Source organism: Parvularcula sp. LCG005 (genome assembly GCF_032930845.1).
In the GTDB taxonomy this organism is placed as follows: domain Bacteria; phylum Pseudomonadota; class Alphaproteobacteria; order Caulobacterales; family Parvularculaceae; genus Parvularcula.
Map to the genome: position 1 here is coordinate 1,178,417 of NZ_CP136758.1, position 22,651 is coordinate 1,201,067.

Consider the following 22,651-nt stretch of genomic DNA (forward strand, 5'->3'; position numbering starts at 1 on the left):
CTCCACGCCATATGGCGGCCGGAGCCTTTTTGTTGGCCATGTTCCTGTGGGGATGTGGTGCGACGAGGTCCCGGTTTCCTTTGGCCCGTTTGAAACCAGGCATGCTCGCACCGCGGGTTTGCCTTACCTAAGGACCGTACTCATGCCCTTGAACAGGCAACAGAAATCGGACCAGGTCGAATGGATCTCGAATGTCCTTGAGGGCAACGAGGTCTTGGTCGTGATGGAAAACAAGGGGTTGACCGTCGCTGCCGTCTCCAAGCTGCGTAACGAAATGCGCGCCGCTGGTGGTGGTATCAAAGTGGTGAAGAACCGCTTGGCCAGGATCGCGCTGCAGGGTCGTCCGGGTGGTGATGCTACGAGCGCGCTTTTCGCGGGCCCGACAGTCATCGCCTATTCGGCAGATCCTGTAACTGCACCGAAAGTCATCACGAATTTCGTGAAGGACAATGACAAGCTCGTCGTTCTTGGCGGCTTGATGGGTGAGACCGCCATGGATGCCAAAGGCATCGAGGCCCTCTCCAAAATGCCTTCGCGCGAAGAGATCATTGCCTCGATCGTTGGTTGTGTCATGGCCCCCGGCGCCAATCTGGTGTCCGCCATCACAGCACCTGCAACGAACCTGGCTTCTATCACCAAAACCCTGGCCGAGCGCGAAGACGCGTAACGCTCACCCCAATCTGACTATTCCTAGGAGAATTTCCCATGGCAGACATCAAAGCCCTTGCCGAACAACTGGTTGGCCTGACACTTCTCGAAGCCAACGAACTGAAGAACCTGCTCAAAGACGAGTACGGCATTGAGCCAGCTGCTGGCGGCGCCGTCATGATGGCTGGCCCAGCTGACGCCGGTCCTGCTGCAGAAGAAAAAGACGAGTTTGACGTCGTTCTGGTCGACGCTGGCGACAAGAAAATCAACGTTATCAAAGAAGTCCGCGCCATCACCGGCCTGGGCCTCAAAGAAGCCAAAGACCTCGTCGAAGGCGCTCCAAAGCCCGTCAAGGAAGCTGTTTCCAAAGGCGAAGCCGAAGAGCTCAAAAAGAAACTCGAAGAAGCTGGCGCCAAGGTCGAACTCAAGTAGTTCAACCCTCTCGTCCCGCTTTGTCGGATCGAACGGAACCCCGGTGCTCAGCGCCGGGGTTTTTGTTGTTCTGAAGAGGGCGTCTCTTGCAGCGACGTTCTATCAGCCACCGAAATACATTTTCAGATTTTCATTTCGCTCAAAATGTGCCAGAGACAGTGCCACTTTTCGGGAACAGTTTCGGGGCAAATTAGTAAAGTTGGCGGCCTAATGCGCTGCAACAAGGGATGGCGTTATGTCGTTTTGTGATCAGGCAGGCGCGCGGGAAAGTTCCATTGAACTGTTCAGTGAGCCCACATCAACTCTCCTTGCCATCCTGTCGGCCAGCCCGGACTGTGTCAAACTGGTTGAAATTGACGGAACCCTCTCTTTCATGAGCCGCAACGGACAATGTGCGATGCAGGTCGACGACTTCGCGCTTCTGGAAGGGTGCGAGTGGGAAAGCTGCTGGCCCGCAGAGACCCGGCCTCGCATTCGCGCCGCGCTTGCGGAAGCGGCCGCTGGCCACACCGACCGGTTTTCTGCCTGGTACCCCACCATGAAGGGCGCGATGCGGTACTGGGACGTCACCGTCTCGCCGATCATTGCAGAAGACGGGTCGATCGAGCGTTTCCTCAGTGTCTCACGCGATATCACGCCGCCTAAAGCCGCCGCGCCGGATGGGCCGTCGGGCAATCTGTCCGAGCCTGTCACGACGGGCGTGTCAAATCTTGCACGCAAATGGCAGGACGACCTGCAGAATGCGGATATTCGCAACGTGCTTGATCCTATCGCGACGGCCGTTCGTAATTATTTCGATATGCGTTCCGTGGTCATTGCACTGGCGCAAGATGACGATCTCATCTGCACGGCCGCAAAGGCGGCACCGTCGAAGCCGATGCTGGTGTCAAAAGCCATGGCTTTGCAGGCGCTGGAAGGAAGGACGCCTACTTCTGCCGTCGAAGACGTCGCTCATCATCCGCAATATCGCGGCCTGGAACAGAGCGACAATGGCGAAACAATCGCCTTCTTCGCAACGGCACACATCGTCAATGACGACGGAGCGCGACTTGGGCTTTTGTGCGTCTATGACGATAAGGCGCGGCCCTTTACCCAGCGTGATGCAACGGTGTTGGAACTGTTCTCGGGCCAGATCGCTGCAAAGCTTTTAAAAAACCAGGCCGCCGCTGGACCCGGAGCTGTCTTCAGTCGCGAGCTGAAACATCGGCTGAGCAATAATTACGCTCAGCTGACGTCCCTGGTGGGTCTGACGGCCGCCAGCGCGGAAACAAAAGAAGAGCTGGCGCGAGACCTCAAGGAGCGAATGGCCATTCTGTCCCGGACACAGGTCGGTATCCTGGTCGGCAATTATCAGTCGGCGGATATCGGGTCTGTCATCCGTGAAGTTCTGGGTGACACTGACGATGTCACGGTGAATTTGGACGGGCATCTGGTCCTGAATGAACAGGCGCTGTTTCTGCTGGCCCTTTGCGTCAGCGAGCTGGTGAACAATTCCCGCAAATACGGGGCCTTGGCCGCGATGGAAGGCGATATCGACCTGTCGGTGAGCGGTGATGATCTCGTCACTTTGCGCTGGACCGAGGAATTGACCTCGGTCGAACCGCCGACTGGCGGTTTCAATTCTCAGATCCTGCAGCGGCTCGTGCCGCGTGGCCTTGTCGGAGAAGCCACTCAAACCGTCGACGACAAACAGTTCTGCTACAGTCTGACCGTTTCCCGGGCCAAACTCGACCATGGCGGGCAAGGGGCGGCCTGATCGTCTGCCACCCCGAGCCCATCGCCATCAGGGTTGGGGCACGCCGAAATCGGGCAGCGATATCACGATGGGGTCTGTCGACACTGTTTCCCTGCGCATGAACGCCTGAATCCGCGCCGTCACATCGGGTGAACTCACGAAGAGATTGTGCCCCGCATTGACGACCATGATCTGGGTGACATGGCTGAGACCGGCGACCGCCTCGGCTTGGCCGTCAGGATAGGTCCGTCCGTCCAGGGTGCCGGTCAGCAGTAGCGTCGGCACGTCGCTGACAGGGCCTTTGCGAAACTCATCGCCAAGGTCGAGACCGTCCACGGTCCGGTTCAGCTGGGGCATGGGGAAGTTGAGGGCGTCGCCAAGAAGGGCGTCGCGGGCTTCACCTGTGACCAGGGCCAGGCGGTCCTCGGAAATCCCCGAGGCGACGTCCATCATGGTCGACATCAGTTGGAAGGAGATCGGCTCTCCGGGCGAGTAGAAATAGCTCATCACGCGCTGGAAGGGTTCGTAGCTTCCAGCCTCTACGGCCTTGTACATCCACAGAAGCTGAACGGCGTTTTCCGGGTCGGCGATCATCGCGCTGGCGATCTGTTGAATGGTCCGGCGATCAAGGACAACGGATGTCGTGCCGCCATCTTTGGCCGGAAGGGTTACGGTAGCAGGCGCCTCGTCCAGATTTGCGTGGACAGACCGGATCATCGCCTTGATGTCAGGTAACACGGCGGCGGCGGCCGCATCGGTGTTCACCGCCACCTGCAGGCGGTCGAAATAGGCATCGGTCTCCGATGGCCGCTTCACGGTCTGGTCTAGCCCTTCAGCGCTCGAAATGACCACGCGGTCGATGACCGGCTCAAAATCCTTGAGCGCGGCGAGCGCAAGGTGGCTGCCATATGACGTGCCCCACAGCACCATTTTCTCGGCACCAAGATGCTCGCGCAAGCTATTGAGATCCGCCGCGTTTTGGACGGTTGTATAGCCCAACACATCCACGCTCTGGCGGCTCCATTCATCCACACATTCCTTGAGGGCCTGCTGATAAAGGCGTATCAGTTCGGAATCGCTGACACCGCGGTCTTCCGGCACGTGGACGCTGGAGGTGCATGGCGGCACGTCAGCGCTTTGTCCGGTGCCGCGCTGATCAAGCGCGATCACATCGCCGAACTCCCTCATCGCCTGAAAAAGCGGAAAGCGTCGGGCGCGAGCTGTCCCAATGCCAGAGCCACCCGGGCCCCCGGCGAGATAGATGATGGGCGGACCGGATGTGTCTCCGGTCGCGGGAAATCGGATATAGCTGAGGGTGAGCTCGCGGCTATCGGCCGCCAAGCGGTTTTCAGGTACTGTGAAGCTGCCCGCAAAGGCGGCGACCGTCTCACCGCTCTGCGCTTCGAACTGGATTTCGGTTTCGCCGGGAGGCGCCGCTGTCGCGGCCACGGGCAGCAGGGCAGCTATTCCAGCGGCGGCGATGAGGCAGGGAAAACGTATCATGAGGAGCTCCTGTTCTGGTGCTCCCCATCTGGGGCTGCCGGGTTCGCCGCGTCGCCTCGCAATCGGCGAGCGGTCGGGAGTTTTCGGCGAATGGTGATGGGCGACCGTTCACCGACGGGGTAGGACGCCGTATGCGCGCTCTCCTCACTTTCCTTCTGGTCCTGCCGTTTCTGTTTTCGTTTCTGTTTCCTGGGCCCGTAAGCGCTCAGCGCTATCCGGTGCTCACGCTGCAGTCGCCTCAGGTCTGCCCCGCAACCCTGGAGGAGACCACACCGCCGTTGGGCGATACCTCCGGCTGCCAGTCGGTTGGGCATGGTCAGATCGATCCGCAGGACACGCTCGTGTGGATTTGCGGGACGATTGAGCTCACGGCGGCCACGATCGAAGATCCGCGACCTCTTGGCTTTTACGTGTCGGGGAAGGGCACGCGCGCCGTTTACGTCAATGGTCAGCCGATTGGCAGCGACGGTGCTCCTGGCGCCACCGCGAACGATGAACAGCCGGCCCAAATGGACAGCGTGTTCTATCTGCCTCGCGACGTCGTGCTGGTGGGGGCTAATGATATTGCCGTCAAAATGTCGGCACGGCGGGGCCTGCTCCACCTTGCCTATCCGGTGCATCTGATCGCGATCGGGCCCTTTCAGGAACCCTCGGACATGATGCTGAGGGCCTATTGGCCATCGCTTTTGACATTCGGTGTGTTCGCTGTCGGCTTCATCTATTTCGGGATGATGGCGGCCTACCGGCGCGACCTCGCAGGGTCGCTGTTGCTGACACTCATGTCCGTCTTCGCGGCAGGCCAACTGGTCACGGAAATGGCGCGAAGCCTGTTTCCTTATCTCTATCCCTATCATGATCTGCGGCTGATCCTGATTGTCGTCTTTTCACTGGGATTTGGTCTGTGCCTGCTGGGTCAGCTCTTCCTTCGCTTCCCGCTGTCAAACCGCAGATGGGTGGCGGGAATCACCATCGGCCTCACCCTGTTGAAGGTGGCCTTCACGCCCGGTTTCGATGGCAAGGCGGCGATGGCAGTCTTCATGCCCGCAATCGCGGGGACTGTTCTTTGTGCGTATTGGGCCGCCAAGCGACAGCCCCTCGCGCTCCGCTATCTGGCTGCGATGATCATCTTCTCGCTGACAATCATGATTTTCGCCGAGCAATTCCTCAACACACTGTTCTTCTTTTCCGTCGCCGCGCTGCTGATTTTTCTCTTCGCCCAGCAGGCGCGTTTTCTGATCGAGAGTGAAGAGCAGCGACGGGAAGAGGCGAGCCGGGCTCACCGTCTCGAGCAGGCGCTGGAAAATGCGACCCGGCGGGACGAGGGTCTGAGCCTGACCGTCCGTAGCGCCGGGCGGTTGGAAAGAATTGCGGTGTCTCAGCTGGCGGTCTGTTCGGGTGCAGGCGATTATGCCGAGTTGTGCCTGATGGATGGTCGGAAACTCCTGCACCAGGGCCGGCTCGCGGAGCTTGAGACCGCATTGCCTGCGACGTTCCTGCGGGTCCACCGCTCGCACATCGTCAATGCCGAAGCCGTCGAGAGCCTGTCGCGCGACCCATCCGGGACAGGTTCTTTGACCCTGACCAACGGGATGTGCGTGCCGGTGAGCCGGCGGATCATGCCGCAGGTCAAGCGCGCTCTCGCCTGAGCGTCTAAACGGAAGAAACCCCGGCTGGGGGCGCCGGGGTTTCCACTGGGTAGGGAGGGACTCATGCGCATTGGGGAGTGCGCAGGACCACTATGACCGACCCGGATTGTCAAACTTCTAAAGGAAAAAGGTAAGATCAATTTACCGTGTTTTCCTGCTGTCAGCGTGGTGCGCGTTCTGGCCTAGTCGCGGATCGACCAGCCCGCTGCCCGGGCAATCACTGGAGCAATCGTGTCCGCCATGGTGCGCGCCGTGTCTGGTCCGGGATGCCAGTCGCAGCCATAGACGTGACCCGACTTTGCCCAGGGCAGATAGACGTAATCGGCCTGGCCGCCCGCCTTTTCGAACCGGCTTATGGCTGCTTTGACCCCCATGACGGCTTTGCTGTCCGGCGCGCCGCTCACCATCGGCCCAACCGCCGAGACGATCTCCGCTTCAGGATATTGCGCGTGAACGGAGTAGAGCAGAGCCTCGTAATTGTTCACGAAAGAATGCTGCGGATCCCAGGTCGAGAAGTCATTGGTCCCCAGATTGATGACCACCACATCGGGCACGTACCGCGTCGGTGCCCAATAGTGATCAAAATTGTCCGGGACGCCCAGATTGAGATTGGCGAGCATATTGGGCGCTTGGCCATTGCCGTAATTATAGACGGCGCCACGGCCTGAGATCGCGACCAGATGGTAGTCCGACTCCAGCTGCTGGGCGGTCTGGACCGCATAGGCCTGTTGGGGAGAGGCAGTGTCGACGGAATAATGACAGGTCTCGTCCGGGCCGGTGGTGCCGTAACCGGCAGTGATCGAATCGCCGATGAACAGGATTTTCCGCGCTGGCGCGTCCATGGGGTAAACCGTGCCCTCGGCTTCAATGCCGATGACCGTGGTCGGCCCCGAATCAAAGGCCTCGGTCCGGCGGCGGATTTCGATCCGCTTGCGGGCGGGCGAAGCCGACTTGAATATCGTGTATGTGTGACGGCCAGCATCAAGCCGCAGTTCCTGCACCTGACCATCAATGATGACATCGAAGATCGACTTGCCGCCATCCTCGGCGGTCATGGTCATCTCCGTGCCTTTGAAATCGAATGCGAATCCGCTGGCGGGCCAGCCGATGACGACGGCGCCGGCGTCTGTCGTGCCGTACCGTCCCAGCATGGCGGTGTTTTCAGGCAGCCGGTCAGTGGGCTGGGCCGTGGCAAGCCGTGTTCCATCGACGATCGTCTCGTCATCATTGTCGACAATGACAACACAGCCTGTTGTAAGGCTTCCAGCGGCAATCAGCGCGGCCATGGAAATTGAAAATCGCATCGCGGTCCTCCCGGTTATGGGCCTGCTGTAACCGATTTTATCGGTCTGATGCTGCCTTTTTTGCCGGAATTGACCACTGAACGTGACATCTGCGGAAAATGCGGCAATACCCCTTGCTTAACTAGCGAACCGGCGCTATTTGGCCCTTCCCCCGGGGTCGGCGGCCGGGGACAGGCTGTGCACGTGCGACGTATAATCGTTAAGAAAAACTGAATTGGTGTGACGCGGGTTCGCGTCCTTGTCCTTTGGCATTTTGCCAAGTTGGCGGGGGCGCTGTTTTGCGTTTTGTAAAGCGGGCGGTAGTCGCGTCGTTCCGCAGAAACGAAAGCCCGACACCCACCCAAGAGGGACTCAATGGCGCAAAGTTTTGTCGAGAAAAAGAGAATTCGCAAGGGTTTTGGCCGCATCGGTGATGCGGTCGAGATGCCGAACCTGATCCAGGTTCAGAAGGAAAGCTATGAAGCCTTCCTGCAGCGGTTCGTAAAACCCGAGCAGCGGAAACGCGACGGGCTGGAAGCAGTCTTCAAATCGGTTTTCCCGATCTCTGACTTCACGGATACCGCGCGTCTGCAGTATGTTTCGTACGAGTTCGAAGAGCCAAAATTCGACACCGACGAATGTATGCAGCGCGACATGACCTATGCTGCGCCACTGAAGGTGAAGCTGCAGCTGGCCGTGTTCGAGGTCGATGAGGACACCGAGTCCAAATCGCTGAAGGATATCAAGGAACAGGAAGTCTACATGGGCGACATGCCGCTCATGACGGACAATGGTACCTTCATCATCAACGGGACCGAGCGCGTCATTGTTTCCCAGATGCACCGCAGCCCGGGCGTGTTCTTCGACCACGACAAGGGCAAGACCCACTCGTCCGGCAAGCTGCTGTTCGCAGCCCGGATCATACCGTATCGCGGCTCTTGGCTCGATTTTGAATTTGACCCCAAGGACATCGTCAACGTCCGTATCGACCGTCGGCGCAAGCTGCCGGCCACGACACTGCTTTATGCGCTGGGTCTCGACCAGGAAGACATCCTCGCCCTGTTCTACAATGCCGTGGAGCACAAGGCGATCGAGGGCGGCTTCACGATGCCGTTCAACGCCGACCGCCTCAAGGGCACGAAATCCGATCGCGATCTGATCAATGCAGACACGGGCGAAGTGGCCGTTGAAGCGGGCAAGAAGATCACGGCGCGTACCGTCAAGCAGCTCGAAGAAGAGGGCGTCAAAAACTTCCTCCTCGGTGCTGACGAGATGGTCGGCCGTTATTTCGCCAAGGACATTGTCAATCGCGAAACGGGTGAGCTTTATGCGGAAGCCGGTGACGAGATCACCGAGGACACGCTGGAGCAGCTGGCTGAGCTTGAGATCACCGAGTTCGAAACCCTCGATATCGATCACATCAATATCGGTGGCTATCTGCGCAATACGCTGCATGCGGACAAGAACCGCAATCGCGAGACCGCGCTGATCGACATCTATCGCGTCATGCGTCCAGGTGAGCCACCCACACTCGAGACCGCCGAAGCGCTTTTCTCAGGCCTCTTCTTCGACGAAGAGCGCTATGATCTGTCCGCTGTGGGCCGGGTCAAGATGAACATGCGCCTTGGCTTTGACGATGTGTCCGATGAGCAGCGCACGCTGCGCAAGGAAGACATTACGTCTGTCCTGCAGACCCTCGCGGACTTGCGCGATGGCAAGGGCGAAATCGACGACATCGACAATCTCGGCAACCGCCGGGTGCGTTCGGTCGGCGAGCTCATGGAAAACCAGTATCGCGTCGGCCTTCTGCGGATGGAACGCGCGATCAAGGAACGCATGTCGTCGGTCGAGATCGACAACATCATGCCGAACGACCTGATCAACGCAAAGCCTGCTGCAGCGGCCGTGCGCGAGTTCTTTGGCTCCTCCCAGCTGTCGCAGTTCATGGACCAGACCAACCCGCTGTCCGAGATCACGCACAAGCGGCGTATGTCGGCCCTCGGCCCTGGCGGTCTGACCCGCGAGCGCGCCGGCTTTGAGGTGCGGGACGTTCACCCGACCCACTATGGCCGGATCTGCCCGATTGAGACGCCAGAAGGTCCGAATATCGGTCTGATCAACTCGCTCGCGACCCATGCGCAGGTCAACAAGTACGGCTTCATCGAAAGCCCGTACCGCAAGGTCGAAAACGGCAAGCTGACCAATGAAGTGGTCTATCTGTCGGCTGTGGAAGAGGCGCGTTACAACATCGCCCAGGCCAATGCCGAAGTTGATGACAACGACATGCTGGCCAACGACTTCGTGAACTGTCGTGCAGGCGCCCTGCGGGATGCCATGCTCGTACCGCGCGAAGACGTGCACTATATCGACGTGTCGCCGAAACAGCTCGTTTCCGTCGCCGCGGCGCTGATCCCGTTCCTTGAGAACGATGACGCCAACCGCGCGCTCATGGGCTCGAACATGCAACGCCAGGCTGTGCCTCTGCTGCAGGCCGAAGCACCGTATGTCGGCACGGGGATGGAAAAAGTCGTGGCCCGGGATTCCGGCGCTGCCATTGCTGCCCGTCGTCCGGGTTTTGTCGAGCAGGTGGACGCCCAGCGCGTCGTTATCCGCGCGACGGAAGAAACCGACACGACCAAACCCGGCGTCGACATTTACAACCTGCGCAAATTCCAGCGCTCGAACCAGAACACCTGTATCAACCAGCGTCCGCTGGTGAAGATCGGGGATACGGTTCAGGCCGGTGACATCATCGCCGATGGTCCGTCGACGGACCTGGGTGAGCTGGCGCTGGGCAAGAACGTGCTGGTCGCGTTCATGCCGTGGAACGGCTACAATTTTGAGGACTCGATCCTGATTTCAGAGCGCATCGTGCGCGACGACGTCTTCACCTCGATCCACCTGGAAGAGTTCGAAGTGTCCGCCCGCGACACCAAGCTCGGCCCTGAAGAGATCACTCGGGACATCCCGAACGTCTCTGAAGAAGCCCTGCGCAATCTCGACGAAGCCGGGATCGTGGCCATCGGTGCCGAAGTGCACCCAGGCGACATTCTCGTCGGCAAGATCACGCCAAAAGGCGAAAGCCCGATGACGCCGGAGGAGAAACTGCTCCGCGCCATCTTTGGTGAGAAAGCCGCTGACGTTCGCGACACCTCGCTGAAACTGCCTCCTGGCGTTGCCGGTACGGTGGTCGAGGTCCGTGTCTTCAACCGCCACGGCGTTGAGAAAGACGAGCGTGCGATTGCCATCGAGCGTGAGGAAATCGACCGTCTGGCGAAAGACCGCGACGACGAACTCGCGATCCTTGAGCGGAACATTTTCGGTCGTCTCGAAGAAATGCTCGTCGGCGCCGAAGCCGTCTCCGGTCCTAAAGGCTTCCCGAAAGGTGAAGTGACCAAGGACGCGCTGAAAGAAGCCGGCCGGACCCTGTGGTGGAAAGTCGGCCTCGCCGATGAAGCCAAGATGGCCGAGATCGAAGGTCTCAAGAAGCAGTACGACGAAAGCCGTGCCCGCCTCGAAGCCCGCTTCGACGACAAGGTCGAAAAGCTGCAACGCGGTGACGAACTGCCGCCCGGCGTGATGAAGATGGTCAAGGTTTTCGTGGCTGTGAAGCGCAAGCTGCAGCCCGGTGACAAGATGGCCGGTCGTCACGGCAACAAGGGTGTCATCTCGAAGATCGCGCCGATGGAAGACATGCCGTTCCTCGAAGACGGCACACCTGTCGACATCGTGCTCAACCCGCTGGGCGTGCCATCGCGCATGAACGTCGGTCAGATTCTTGAGACGCACCTTGGCTGGGCTTGCCGGGGTCTCGGCCGCGATATCGGTAACGCGCTGGAAGCGTGGAACCGTGATGGCGGCGAGCGTCAGGCCTATGTTGAGAAGCTCAAGGAAGTTTACGGCGCCGATCAGGAAATGCCGGATGACGACTATGAGCTGAAAGAGCTGGGTCAGAACCTCGTTCGCGGCGTGCCGATCGCCACCCCTGTCTTCGACGGGGCGCGGGAAGCTGAGATTGTCGAGATGCTGAAAATGGCCGGTCTCCATGAGAGTGGTCAGGTGACGCTGCATGACGGCCGGACCGGCGACAAATTCGTCCGCCCGGTGACAGTGGGGTACAAGTACCTTCTCAAGCTGCACCACCTGGTCGATGACAAGATCCACGCCCGTTCGATTGGTCCGTACTCGCTTGTTACCCAGCAGCCGCTGGGCGGTAAGGCGCAGTTCGGTGGCCAGCGCTTCGGTGAGATGGAAGTCTGGGCGCTTGAAGCCTACGGCGCCGCCTACACCCTGCAGGAAATGCTGACGGTGAAGTCGGATGACGTCGCGGGCCGGACGAAGGTCTATGAGGCCATTGTCCGCGGTGACGACAGCTTCGAGGCCGGTATTCCTGAGAGCTTCAACGTTCTCGTGAAGGAAATGCGCTCGCTGGGTCTGAACGTCGAGTTGCAGAACCGATAATCGGTGAGGGCGGCTGCGGCCGCCCTGCCTTTGCTATTTTCGCGGACTGATATCGTCCGCACCCGCCCGAAAGGACACTGAATATATGTCTCAGGAACTTGCAAACGTCTTCAACCCGCTCGCGGCCCCACAGACGTTCAACCAGATCCGCATCTCCCTCGCATCGCCGGAGAAAATCCTCTCCTGGTCGTACGGTGAGATTAAAAAGCCAGAGACCATCAACTACCGGACATTCAAGCCTGAGCGTGATGGCCTGTTCTGTGCGCGGATCTTTGGTCCTGTAAAAGACTACGAATGCCTGTGCGGCAAGTACAAGCGCATGAAGTACAAAGGCGTCGTCTGCGAGAAGTGCGGCGTCGAAGTCACCCTGTCCAAAGTGCGCCGTGAGCGGATGGGCCATATCGAGCTGGCATCGCCGGTTGCGCATATCTGGTTCCTGAAATCGCTCCCAAGCCGGATTGCAACGTTCCTCGACATCACGCTGAAAGATGTTGAGCGCGTATTGTATTTCGAACAGTACATCGTGATCGAGCCCGGCCTGACGCCACTGGACCAGTTCCAGCTGCTGACCGAAGAAGAGTTCATCGACGCCCAGGAACAGTACGGCGAAGACAGCTTCACCGCCGGTATCGGCGCTGAGGCCATTCGCGAGATCCTTGGCAACATGGACCTCGAAGCGGTCACGGAACAGCTCCGTGTCGAGATCAAGGAATCGACCTCTGAGCTGAAGCCGAAGAAACTGGCCAAGCGTTTGAAACTGATCGAAGCGTTCATGCAGTCGGGCAACCGTCCTGAGTGGATGATCATGACGGTCGTGCCGGTGATCCCGCCGGAACTGCGTCCGCTGGTGCCGCTTGATGGTGGCCGCTTTGCGACGTCCGACCTCAACGACCTCTATCGTCGGGTGATCAACCGGAACAACCGTCTGAAACGCCTGATCGAACTGCGCGCGCCGGACATCATCGTGCGCAACGAAAAGCGCATGCTGCAGGAATCCGTTGACGCGCTGTTCGACAACGGCCGTCGTGGCCGCGTCATCACGGGTACAAACAAGCGTCCGCTGAAATCGCTTAGCGACATGCTGAAGGGTAAGCAGGGTCGGTTCCGTCAGAACCTGCTCGGCAAGCGCGTCGACTATTCGGGTCGTTCGGTCATCGTGGTGGGCCCAGAGCTCAAGCTCCACGAATGCGGTCTGCCCAAGAAAATGGCGCTCGAGCTGTTCAAGCCGTTCATCTATTCGCGTCTTGACGCGAAAGGCCTGTCGGCCACGGTGAAACAGGCCAAGAAGCTGGTCGAGAAAGAACGCCCTGAAGTCTGGGATATTCTGGACGAAGTGATCCGTGAGCACCCGGTCATGTTGAACCGGGCACCGACGCTACACCGTCTGGGCATCCAGGCGTTCGAGCCGAAGCTGATTGAAGGCAAAGCCATCCAGCTGCACCCGCTCGTCTGTACAGCCTTCAACGCTGACTTCGACGGTGACCAGATGGCCGTGCACGTCCCGCTGTCGCTCGAAGCGCAGCTGGAAGCCCGTGTCCTGATGATGTCGACCAACAACATTCTGTCCCCTGCGAACGGTAAGCCGATTATCGTTCCGTCTCAGGACATTGTGCTTGGTCTTTATTACATCACGATGGAGAAGCCCAAGGAGCAGGGCGAAGGCATGGTCTTCGCTGATCTTGCCGAAGTGGACTATGCGCTGGAGACCGGTGCCACGACCCTGCACGCCAAAGTGCGCGGTGTCTGGCGGTCTGTGGATGCCGAAGGCAATGAGACGATGGAAATCGTCGAAACAACGCCGGGCCGTCTGAAGATTGCCGAGATCCTGCCAAAGAACGCGAACATTCCGTTCGAGACCGTCAACAAGCTGCTGACCAAGAAGGCCATCGGCGGACTGATCGATGTCGTCTATCGCCATTGCGGTCAGAAGAAGACGGTTATCTTCGCGGACAAGATCATGGAGCTTGGTTTCAAAGAAGCCTGCAAGGCCGGGATCTCGTTCGGCAAGGACGACATGGTCATCCCGGACACGAAGAAACCGATCGTCGAACAGACCCGGTCGCTCGTGTCTGAGTACGAACAGCAATATGCTGACGGTCTGATCACCCGCGGTGAGAAGTACAACAAGGTCGTCGATGCGTGGGCCAAGTGTACGGACAAAATCGCCGACGAAATGATGAAAGAGATTTCGGCCGACAAGTTCGACCCTGAAACGGGCCGGATGCTGGAGCCGAACTCGGTTTACATGATGAGCCACTCAGGGGCGCGGGGTTCACCCACCCAGATGCGTCAGCTGGCCGCCATGCGCGGTCTGATGGCGAAACCATCGGGCGAAATCATCGAGACGCCGATCATCTCGAACTTCAAGGAAGGTCTGACCGTTCTTGAATACTTCAACTCCACCCACGGTGCCCGTAAGGGTCTGGCGGATACGGCGTTGAAGACGGCGAACTCGGGTTACCTGACCCGCCGTCTGGTTGACGTTGCGCAGGACTGTATCGTTCGCGAGATCGATTGCGGTACGACGCGCGGCATCACCCACGAAGCGGTTGTGGACTCCGGTGAAATCGTTCTGGCGCTCAGCCAGCGCATTCTGGGCCGTACGGTCCTTGAGGATGTCGTTGTGCCGGGCACGGAAGATGTCATCGCCACGGCGGGCACCCAGCTCGACGAGACGACGGCAGAAGCCATCGAAATGGCCGGCATCCAGAAGGTCAAAGTGCGTTCGCCGCTAACCTGTGAGACCCCAATCGGCATCTGTGCGACCTGCTACGGTCGTGACCTGTCGCGCGGCGAGCCGGTGAATATCGGCGAAGCCGTTGGTGTCATCGCGGCGCAGTCCATCGGTGAGCCTGGTACACAGCTCACCATGCGGACGTTCCACGTTGGCGGTACGGCACAGGTGGGCGACGTGTCGCTGATCGAAGCCAGCCACGAGGGCACCATCAAGCTGGAAAACCGGAATGTCGTGAAAGACAGCTCCGGCGACCTGGTGGTCATGGGCCGGAACACGCTGATCAAGATCGTCGATGGCGGCGGCAATGACCTCGCCAGCTTCAAGGTCACCTACGGGACCAAGTTGCGGGTCGATGAAGGAACGAAGGTCGAGCGCGGTCAGCGCCTCGCTGACTGGGACCCTTACACCATGCCGATCCTCACCGAGGTGGCGGGTAAAGTGTCCTATGAGGACCTTGTCGAGACGGTTTCGTTCCAGAACGTGGCCGATGAAGCGACGGGCCTGTCGTCCAGAGTGGTTGCCGACTGGCGCTCCAACCCTCGCGGGTCCGAGCTGCGGCCTGCCATCTCGCTGCGCGCCGGTGACGGCAATGTGCAGAAGCTGGGTTCAACGGGCGGTGACGCGCGTTACCTGCTGCCAGTGACGGCCATTCTGTCGGTCGAAGACGGTTCTGAAGTTCAGCCCGGTGACGTGCTGGCACGGATCCCGACCGAAGGCGCCAAGACCCGGGACATCACCGGTGGTCTGCCGCGCGTTGCAGAACTGTTCGAAGCGCGTCGTCCGAAAGATCACGCCATCATCGCGGAAGTCGATGGTCGTGTGGAATTCGGCCGCGACTACAAGAACAAGCGTCGCATCACCGTTGTGCCGCTGGATGAAAACCTGGAGCCACGGGAATATCTCGTGCCGAAGGGCAAGCACATCGCCGTTCAAGAAGGCGACATGATTGCCAAGGGCGAGTACATCCTCGACGGTAACCCGGCACCGCACGACATTCTGGACGTCATGGGGATTGAGGCACTGGCCGAATATCTCATCAACGAGATCCAGGAAGTCTACCGACTGCAGGGCGTGCCGATCAACGACAAGCACATCGAGGTGATCGTTCGCCAGATGCTGCAGAAGATCGAAGTCAAGGATCCGGGCGAAAGCTCGTTCCTGAAAGACGAGCAGGTGGATAAAGTCGAATTCGACGAAGCCAATGCCCGTCTGGCAGAACAGGGTCTGACCCAGGCAACCGGTCATCCGGTCCTGCTCGGGATCACGAAGGCGAGCCTTCAGACCCGGTCCTTCATCTCTGCCGCATCGTTCCAGGAAACGACGCGCGTCCTTACCGACGCCGCCGTCAACGGGAAGATCGACAGCCTTGAAGGCCTCAAGGAGAACGTCATCGTGGGTCGCCTCATCCCTGCCGGGACGGGTGGTCAGATGTCCAAGCACCAGCTCGAAGCGGATCGTCGCGACGAAGCGCTCATCGCCGAACGCGAGAAGCGCGAAGCAGCGGCCCTGCCGGCGCCGGACGCCTCTGGCGACAGCGCAGGCTCAGCCGAAGCGGCTGAATAGGCCCGCCTCGCGCACCAGACTGAAAAAGCCGCCCGTGATGTTCGGGCGGCTTTTTTATTGAGGGAAGAGCCCGTTAGGCTCGTCTTTAGGCACATCGGCAACAACGGTCTTGCCGGAAACGGTCATCCGGTCGTGACGGCCCAAGCGGCCGTCCCACGGCATGAGCAGGAGAGAGTTGGCACATCATGAGTGAGCACACGAATCATGAGGCGTCCGGCACTGGCGAGGTTCCACCGACCATGAAGGTCGGTTTCGTCGTCATTGGGCGCAATGAAGGCGAACGTCTGGTCAAATGCCTCAAATCCGTGCCCGATGGACTGCCGACCGTTTATGTGGACAGCGCGTCGACGGATCATAGCATCGAGAACGCCGTGGCGCTGGGGGCTGAAGTCCATTCGCTCGACATGTCAAAACCCTTCAGCGCGGCCAGAGCCCGCAATGAAGGCTTCGATCGGCTCATGCAGATTGCCGATGATCTGGACGCGGTGCATTTTCTCGACGGCGATACAATATTGCAACCAGGCTGGCTCGCGACGGCGACGTCCTTTCTGCAAACGACGCCAAAGGCCGCCGCCATTGCCGGCAGGCGCCGCGAAATTCATCCCGGCGATACCTGGTACAACACGCTGTGCGACATCGAATGGGATACGCCGGTGGGGCAGGCGGATGCGATTGGCGGCGATGCGCTCTACCGGGTGAAGCCGTTTCGCGAAGCCGGTGGCTTCAACCCCACGGTCATTGCGGGCGAGGAGCCTGAGCTCTGTTTCCGTATGCGGAAGGATGGCTGGACCGTGCATCGGCTCGATGCTGAGATGACCCTGCACGATGCCGCCATTCATTCCTTTGGCGCCTGGTGGAAGCGGCAGGTGAGGGCAGGCTACGCCTGGGCACTAGGCATGCTGCTGCATGGCCGCGAGGGGTACAATGTCAAGGAGACGGTCCGGTCCCTGCTCTGGGGGTTGGGCCTGCCCATCATCGCGTTGGGCGCCCTGCTCATTGGCTGGTGGCTCATCACGCTCGCGATTATTGCGCTGTATGGACTGAAATGGTTCCGACTGCGCAAGCGGTTTACCGGACAAGTCCCTCAACCCGGCCGATACGGAGCGTTCCTGATGATGAGCAATGTGGCCGAGGTCTTCGGCATGTTCAAATGCTGGACGGAGAGTGCTCTGGGTGAGCGCCGCATCGTTGAATATAAATAGTCACTGATAGCCAAGGGCGCTCAAGTCTTCACCGATAAGGGCGGACACTTTCGCATTGTCCGCGCTGTAAAAATCACCAAACCGCGCGGCGATCTGTGTACGAATGCTCTTTTCCCGAGCGGCGTGGGCGCCGCCGGGAATCAACTTGTCCGCGACCGATGCGGCTCGTCTGAGCCCGCGGGCGACGGGTGACCAGCCGGGCTTCAGCGGGCTGTTGACCGCGAACCGGTTCAGAAAACGCTCCATTTCGAGCGTCCGCGCGCCGCGGCGTTTATTCACCACCTCGCGGCTGACCGGGGGCAGGTCCGTCGCTGGCAGGCCGGCGAACCGGCAGATCCGCGCCACAAACCCGTCGCCGTCTTTCTTGAAAAGCTCGAAGGGCAGGGCGAGGACGTTCTCCGCACCGAACAGCAGCTGATAGTGCCGGATGGCGTGGCTATATTGAAGAAAGCTGGGATCGAGGATGGGCGAGAACCCGGCGGGTTCTTCTCCCGTGCCGATAAAATCCGTCAGGCTGTGGGCGTTGCCCTGATTGATATACTCTTTGTACGCCGAGACAATCATCGCACGCTGTTCGCGAAAAACAATCAGGACACGGGCGTCAGGGAAAATCGCGTGCAGCCGTTCGGCATTTCGTTTGCCGTCATACCGGCGAACGAGTGGATCCCCGAGCAGCACCTCTTCTGACCATACCGGCACCTTGCCCGCAGGGATCGCACAGTCCTGGAGCAGGCGGTTCCGCGCGGTCACAGGGTCGAACAGGTAGGGATTGGACAGGATCAGCTCAGACGCCAGTCGCGAGCGGGACGCCGGGCAGGCTTCCATGAACCCATACCCCCGGTCGGCGAAAATCTGGTTCTGCAGAAAGGTCGAGCCGGTCTTGATATAACCGACGTGGAGGAGAGGGGGATGCTCGGTCAAAAGAATTGTCTCAATGTTGAAGTCAGGCGGGAGCGGGCGTGACCGCCCACGCACCGCGATGTTGGGCAAGATAACCCTCTGCGTCGTCGTTCAGCCAGTGCTCAATGACATCCGCCCACGCATGAGGGCATGAAATTGCCTCGAACGCATCGGCAGTTTTCTGCGACAGAGCGGCATAGGCACCGGGGTCCGACAACATGCTGACGAGCACGTCGCCCAGCGCCGCGGGATTTTTGGCGGGGGCCACACGAACGCCGTCGCCATCCTTGAAGAAGGGACGGAACATCGGGTGATCGGACAGCAGGAGCGGTGTGCGTACGGTCAGGGCCTCATAGATCGTGCCTGGCAGGCCTTCGGGATAATCGTGTCTGCTGGGCACGGCGACGATGGAAGCCTTCTGCATGCGCTCCATGACCTCCGAATTGGCGATCGTGCCGGTGAAGGTCACAACCTTCTCCAGTCCAAGTGCCTCTACCTGATCGGCAAAGGTCTTATAGCCGCCCCCCACCAGGGTCAGCGTAACATTCGCGGACAGCCATTCGTTCTGTGCGAAGGCGTCGATCAGATCGTCGACACCCTTTCTGGGAGTCATCAGTCCGACGTAGAGGACATTATAGGGCGGCGTGTCGCCGAGCGCCTTGGTCTCGTAGTCGGCAGGCGTCTTCACGCTTGGCCAGTCCCAGGGAATGATCTTGTCCGGGGCGACGCCGATCTGCGCCAGATCACGACAGGCTGCGACGTTATGATTGGCCACAAGGGTGACAGACGGATCGTTCAGGGATTTGACGAACCCGCGAGTCCATCGCCATTGCTTGAACCCTTTCAGCGAAATCGGCGGGCGGCTGAAGGAATCAGCCAGCATCGGCAGGACACGGCAATCATTCTCCCGGGCCCATCGCAGGACAAATTCAAGGGGTGACCGCAGGACAATATGTGTCGGCTTGATGTCCTCAAGCATCTGGATCATCCGCTCCTCGCCGCCCGGAGCATAAAGATTGAAGCCGATCGCGCGGATGCCTTCGATCAGCTCGTCAAAAGGCTCGTCATTTCCGATGTTGATATAGCTGATCGATTCGCTGCGGGCTCGCAGGCCAAGAATGTACAGGAGTGAATAGTATTGCGCCCTGTACGTCTCTGCCGCGCCTGCCTTCATGCGGGTGAGGGCGTCGCGAACATCGCCATATTCGATCAAACAGAGCCGCATACCTACTACTTCTTGCTATCAGGTCTTCAGTGCTACAACGCGCGTTTTACCAAAGGGTCAAGCTGAACCCCTTTTCAGCAGGGAGTTCCTGAAAACCGCTTGACCGCCCTCTGGTTAAACAGTAGGGGCTCCGGCACGCCAGATGGGACGCTGTCGGATTCGTATGCACCTTTGAGAAGGTGTGCAGAAGCCGAAACAACCCCAGGCAAGATCGAAAACCGAGATTTTAGTAGGCAGCACGGCCGTGGTGGAAGTGCTGTTGTATTTGTTCGGCTCAGTCTGTACTGGCCTGACATCAATTCGCGACCGACGGAAGTCTGAATGCCAACGATTCAACAACTGATCCGCAAGCCGCGCCGGCCAAAGCGGAAAATTAACAAAGCAGCTCACCTTCAGGGCAACCCCCAGAAGCGCGGCGTTTGCACACGGGTTTATACCACGACACCAAAGAAGCCGAACTCGGCTCTGCGGAAAGTGGCCAAGGTCCGTCTGACGAATGGCTTCGAGGTGATCAGCTATATTCCGGGGGAGGGTCACAACCTCCAGGAGCACTCTGTTGTGCTCATCCGGGGTGGACGGGTGAAAGACCTTCCGGGTGTCCGTTATCACATCCTCCGCGGTGTTCTCGACACCCAGGGCGTGAAGGACCGGAAGCAACGTCGTTCGAAATACGGCGCCAAGCGGCCGAAGTAAGGAATAAGAGACTATGTCACGCCGGAGAAAGGCCGAAAAACGGCCCATCAACCCCGATCCAAAATTTCATGACAAGACAGTGTCGAAGTTCATGAACTACGTCATGCTGGATGGCAAAAAGTCAGCCGCGGAAAAGATTGTTTATGGTGCGTTTGATCGCGTTGAGCAGAAGCTCCGCCGTCCGCCCATCGAACTGTTCCGTGAAGCGCTTGAGAACATCACCCCGTCGGTTGAAGTTCGCTCGCGCCGCGTTGGCGGTGCCACCTATCAGGTGCCTGTCGAGGTTCGTCCAGACCGCAAGATGGCTCTTGCCATGCGCTGGCTGATCACGGCTGCCCGCAACCGTAACGAAACGACGATGGTCGATCGCCTGTCGGGCGAATTGATGGACGCTGCGCAAAACCGCGGTGTCGCCGTCAAAAAACGCGAAGACACGCACAAGATGGCTGATGCCAACCGCGCGTTCTCGCACTATCGCTGGTAAATTTTTGAATTGGGGTTCTGGCCCCGAAAGGTACTGACATGTCCCGCGAGTATTCCATCGAGGATTACCGGAACTTCGGCATCATGGCTCACATTGATGCCGGTAAGACCACGACGACTGAGCGCATCCTCTATTACACGGGGAAGAGCTACAAGATCGGCGAAGTTCATGATGGTGCTGCCACCATGGACTGGATGGAGCAGGAGCAGGAGCGTGGCATTACGATCACGTCCGCTGCCACGACCACATTCTGGTCTGGCCGCGACGGCAAGAAGCGCCGCCTGAACATCATCGACACCCCGGGCCACGTGGACTTCACGATTGAAGTTGAGCGTTCACTGCGGGTTCTCGACGGCGCCGTTGCGCTGCTCGACGGGAACGCCGGTGTTGAGCCTCAGACTGAAACCGTCTGGCGCCAGGGCGACAAGTACGAAGTCCCTCGGATGTTCTTTGTGAACAAGATGGACAAGATCGGCGCTGACTTCTACGCGTCTGTCGCTTCGATTCATGATCGCCTCGCGGCCAAGACTGTCGTCCTCCAGCTGCCAATCGGCATGGAAAGCGATTTCCGCGGCGTTGTCGACCTGATCGAAATGGATGCCATCATCTGGAACGACGAAACCCTCGGTGCTTCGTTCGAGCGCGTGGAAATTCCTGACGACCTCAAGGAAAAGGCAGAGGAATACCGCGAGAAGATGATCGAAACGATCGTCGAGCAGGAAGAAGCCGTCATGGAGGCGTATCTCGAAGGTGAGATGCCCGACAATGACAAGATCCGTGAGCTGATCCGCAAGGGCACGATCGCGGTCGACTTCCACCCTGTGCTGCTCGGTACCGCGTTCAAGAACAAGGGCGTTCAGCCTCTGCTTGATGCTGTGATCGACTTCCTGCCAAGCCCGCTCGACGTTCCGGCGATCGACGGCGTTGTGCCGGACACCGAAGAAGAAGTTGTGCGCAAGGCGTCGGACGAAGAGCCGCTCTCCATGCTGGCGTTCAAGATCATGAACGACCCCTTCGTGGGCACGCTGACCTTCTGCCGGATCTATTCCGGTCACCTCGAGCAGGGCACACAGGTCCTGAACACGGTGAAGGGCAAGAAAGAGCGCGTTGGTCGGATGCTGTTGATGCACTCCAACCAGCAGGAAGAAATCAAGGAAGCCTATGCTGGCGACATCGTCGCTATCGCAGGCCTGAAAGACACGACGACGGGTGATACGCTGTGTACAGCCCTGAAGCCTGTCATTCTTGAGCGCATGGAATTCCCTGAGCCGGTGATCGAGCTGGCCGTTGAGCCGAAAACGAAAGCCGACCAGGAAAAGATGGGCATCGCCCTGCAGCGTCTCGCCGCAGAAGATCCATCGTTCCGCGTGTCGTCCGACGAGGAAAGCGGCCAGACGATCATCAAAGGCATGGGCGAGCTTCACCTCGACATCCTGGTTGACCGTATGCGTCGCGAATTCAAGGTCGACGCCAATGTGGGTGCCCCACAGGTGGCCTACCGCGAAACGATTACGCAGCATGCTGACATCGACTACACGCACAAGAAGCAGTCCGGTGGTACCGGTCAGTTCGGTCGCGTGAAGATGAAAGTCGGCCCAGGTGAGCCTGGCTCAGGCTTCGTGTTCACGAACTCCATCGTTGGTGGTGCTATTCCTCGTGAATACATCCCGGGCGTTGAGAAGGGTCTGAAGTCGGTTCTGGAATCGGGTATGCTTGTGGGCTTCCCTATCCTTGACGTGGCTGTCGAACTCTACGATGGCGCATTCCACGACGTTGACTCGTCCGTTCTTGCCTTCGAAATCGCCGCTCGCGGTGCGCTTCGTGAGAACAAGGGTCAGCTCGGCATGGCATTGCTCGAGCCCATCATGAAAGTGGAAGTGGTCACACCGGACGATTATACCGGCACGGTGATTGGCGACCTCAACTCTCGTCGGGGTCAGATCCAGGGTCAGGAAGTTCGCGGAAACGCAACCGTTGTTAATGCGATGGTTCCTCTTGCTAATATGTTTGGCTACGTGAATAACCTGCGCTCCGCGACCCAAGGGCGCGCGCAATATACGATGCAGTTCGACCACTACGAGCGAGTGCCGAACGCCGTCGCAGAAGAAGTCAAAGCGAAACTGGCTGGCTGAGTCAGCT

Annotated in this window: 14 protein-coding genes; 10 read left to right on the top strand and 4 right to left on the bottom strand. The window is 59.2% G+C overall.

The annotated features are described in order from the left end of the window. Positions 1-142: 142 nt before the first annotated feature. The 3 genes from rplJ to RUI03_RS05480 all read left to right on the top strand — a co-directional run bounded on the left by rplJ (position 143) and on the right by RUI03_RS05480 (position 2,836). Positions 143-667: a 50S ribosomal protein L10 gene (rplJ, locus tag RUI03_RS05470; protein ID WP_317289280.1), complete on the top strand. Its 525-nt coding sequence runs from the start codon at positions 143-145 to the stop codon at positions 665-667. 38 nt (positions 668-705) lie between these two features. Then, complete coding sequence (gene rplL, locus RUI03_RS05475; protein WP_317289281.1) at positions 706-1,080, top strand: 50S ribosomal protein L7/L12; 375 nt, start codon at positions 706-708, stop codon at positions 1,078-1,080. Positions 1,081-1,315: 235 nt separating this feature from the next. Next, positions 1,316-2,836 (top strand): PAS domain-containing protein, encoded by a 1,521-nt coding sequence (locus RUI03_RS05480; RefSeq protein WP_317289282.1) that lies wholly within the window; start codon positions 1,316-1,318, stop codon positions 2,834-2,836. A gap of 27 nt (positions 2,837-2,863) precedes the next feature. Here RUI03_RS05480 and RUI03_RS05485 read toward each other — a convergent pair whose 3' ends face one another. Beyond that, a complete protein-coding gene (locus tag RUI03_RS05485; RefSeq protein WP_317289283.1) occupies positions 2,864-4,318 on the bottom strand; it encodes an alpha/beta hydrolase in 1,455 nt (484 codons plus the stop codon). 131 nt (positions 4,319-4,449) lie between these two features. Here RUI03_RS05485 and RUI03_RS05490 point away from each other — a divergent pair, with 131 nt between their 5' ends. Beyond that, positions 4,450-5,964 carry a LytTR family transcriptional regulator DNA-binding domain-containing protein gene (locus RUI03_RS05490; protein WP_317289284.1) on the top strand — a complete coding sequence of 505 codons (1,515 nt, stop codon included), beginning with the start codon at positions 4,450-4,452 and terminating at the stop codon, positions 5,962-5,964. Positions 5,965-6,146: 182 nt separating this feature from the next. Here the strand turns inward: RUI03_RS05490 and RUI03_RS05495 are convergent, their stop codons facing one another. Beyond that, positions 6,147-7,268, bottom strand: coding sequence for an SGNH/GDSL hydrolase family protein (locus tag RUI03_RS05495; protein WP_317289285.1), 1,122 nt, complete (start codon positions 7,266-7,268; stop codon positions 6,147-6,149). Positions 7,269-7,622: 354 nt separating this feature from the next. On the opposite strand from RUI03_RS05495, the gene rpoB reads away from it, so the two are divergent. The 3 genes from rpoB (at position 7,623) to RUI03_RS05510 (ending at position 17,210) form a co-directional block, all read left to right on the top strand. After that, entirely contained in the window at positions 7,623-11,708 is a 4,086-nt protein-coding gene (rpoB, locus tag RUI03_RS05500; protein ID WP_317289286.1) for a DNA-directed RNA polymerase subunit beta, read from the top strand. 85 nt (positions 11,709-11,793) lie between these two features. Beyond that, entirely contained in the window at positions 11,794-16,008 is a 4,215-nt protein-coding gene (rpoC, locus tag RUI03_RS05505) for a DNA-directed RNA polymerase subunit beta' (RefSeq protein ID WP_317289287.1), read from the top strand. 185 nt (positions 16,009-16,193) lie between these two features. Then, positions 16,194-17,210, top strand: a complete 1,017-nt coding sequence (locus RUI03_RS05510) for a glycosyltransferase family 2 protein (RefSeq protein WP_317289288.1) — start codon at positions 16,194-16,196, stop codon at positions 17,208-17,210. Here RUI03_RS05510 and RUI03_RS05515 read toward each other — a convergent pair whose 3' ends face one another. Together RUI03_RS05515 and RUI03_RS05520 are read right to left on the bottom strand one after the other, a co-directional pair. Next, positions 17,211-18,131 (bottom strand): sulfotransferase, encoded by a 921-nt coding sequence (locus RUI03_RS05515; RefSeq protein ID WP_317289289.1) that lies wholly within the window; start codon positions 18,129-18,131, stop codon positions 17,211-17,213. A gap of 22 nt (positions 18,132-18,153) precedes the next feature. After that, entirely contained in the window at positions 18,154-19,335 is a 1,182-nt protein-coding gene (locus tag RUI03_RS05520) for a glycosyltransferase (RefSeq protein WP_317289290.1), read from the bottom strand. A 321-nt stretch (positions 19,336-19,656) separates the two neighbouring features. Between RUI03_RS05520 and rpsL the strand changes: the two genes are divergently transcribed. From rpsL to fusA, 3 genes are read left to right on the top strand one after another with little or no spacing between them, the layout of a single operon-like run. Further along, the gene (gene rpsL / locus RUI03_RS05525) at positions 19,657-20,028 is read left to right on the top strand and encodes a 30S ribosomal protein S12 (RefSeq protein WP_317289291.1); all 372 of its coding nucleotides are present in this window, start codon (positions 19,657-19,659) and stop codon (positions 20,026-20,028) included. Positions 20,029-20,041: 13 nt separating this feature from the next. Then, entirely contained in the window at positions 20,042-20,512 is a 471-nt protein-coding gene (gene rpsG / locus RUI03_RS05530) for a 30S ribosomal protein S7 (RefSeq protein WP_317289292.1), read from the top strand. A gap of 38 nt (positions 20,513-20,550) precedes the next feature. Beyond that, positions 20,551-22,644 (top strand): elongation factor G, encoded by a 2,094-nt coding sequence (gene fusA, locus RUI03_RS05535; protein WP_317289293.1) that lies wholly within the window; start codon positions 20,551-20,553, stop codon positions 22,642-22,644. The last annotated feature ends 7 nt before the right edge of the window (positions 22,645-22,651 follow it).

Excerpts from the sequence above, each read along its gene's own strand:
- rplJ (WP_317289280.1), top strand. The coding sequence starts at position 143 with ATGCCCTTGAACAGGCAACAGAAATCGGACCAGGTCGAATGGATCTCG.
- rplL (WP_317289281.1), top strand. The coding sequence starts at position 706 with ATGGCAGACATCAAAGCCCTTGCCGAACAACTGGTTGGCCTGACACTT.
- RUI03_RS05480 (WP_317289282.1), top strand. The coding sequence starts at position 1,316 with ATGTCGTTTTGTGATCAGGCAGGCGCGCGGGAAAGTTCCATTGAACTG.
- RUI03_RS05485 (WP_317289283.1), bottom strand. The coding sequence starts at position 4,318 with ATGATACGTTTTCCCTGCCTCATCGCCGCCGCTGGAATAGCTGCCCTG.
- RUI03_RS05490 (WP_317289284.1), top strand. The coding sequence starts at position 4,450 with ATGCGCGCTCTCCTCACTTTCCTTCTGGTCCTGCCGTTTCTGTTTTCG.
- RUI03_RS05495 (WP_317289285.1), bottom strand. The coding sequence starts at position 7,268 with ATGCGATTTTCAATTTCCATGGCCGCGCTGATTGCCGCTGGAAGCCTT.
- rpoB (WP_317289286.1), top strand. The coding sequence starts at position 7,623 with ATGGCGCAAAGTTTTGTCGAGAAAAAGAGAATTCGCAAGGGTTTTGGC.
- rpoC (WP_317289287.1), top strand. The coding sequence starts at position 11,794 with ATGTCTCAGGAACTTGCAAACGTCTTCAACCCGCTCGCGGCCCCACAG.
- RUI03_RS05510 (WP_317289288.1), top strand. The coding sequence starts at position 16,194 with ATGAGTGAGCACACGAATCATGAGGCGTCCGGCACTGGCGAGGTTCCA.
- RUI03_RS05520 (WP_317289290.1), bottom strand. The coding sequence starts at position 19,335 with ATGCGGCTCTGTTTGATCGAATATGGCGATGTTCGCGACGCCCTCACC.
- rpsL (WP_317289291.1), top strand. The coding sequence starts at position 19,657 with ATGCCAACGATTCAACAACTGATCCGCAAGCCGCGCCGGCCAAAGCGG.
- rpsG (WP_317289292.1), top strand. The coding sequence starts at position 20,042 with ATGTCACGCCGGAGAAAGGCCGAAAAACGGCCCATCAACCCCGATCCA.
- fusA (WP_317289293.1), top strand. The coding sequence starts at position 20,551 with ATGTCCCGCGAGTATTCCATCGAGGATTACCGGAACTTCGGCATCATG.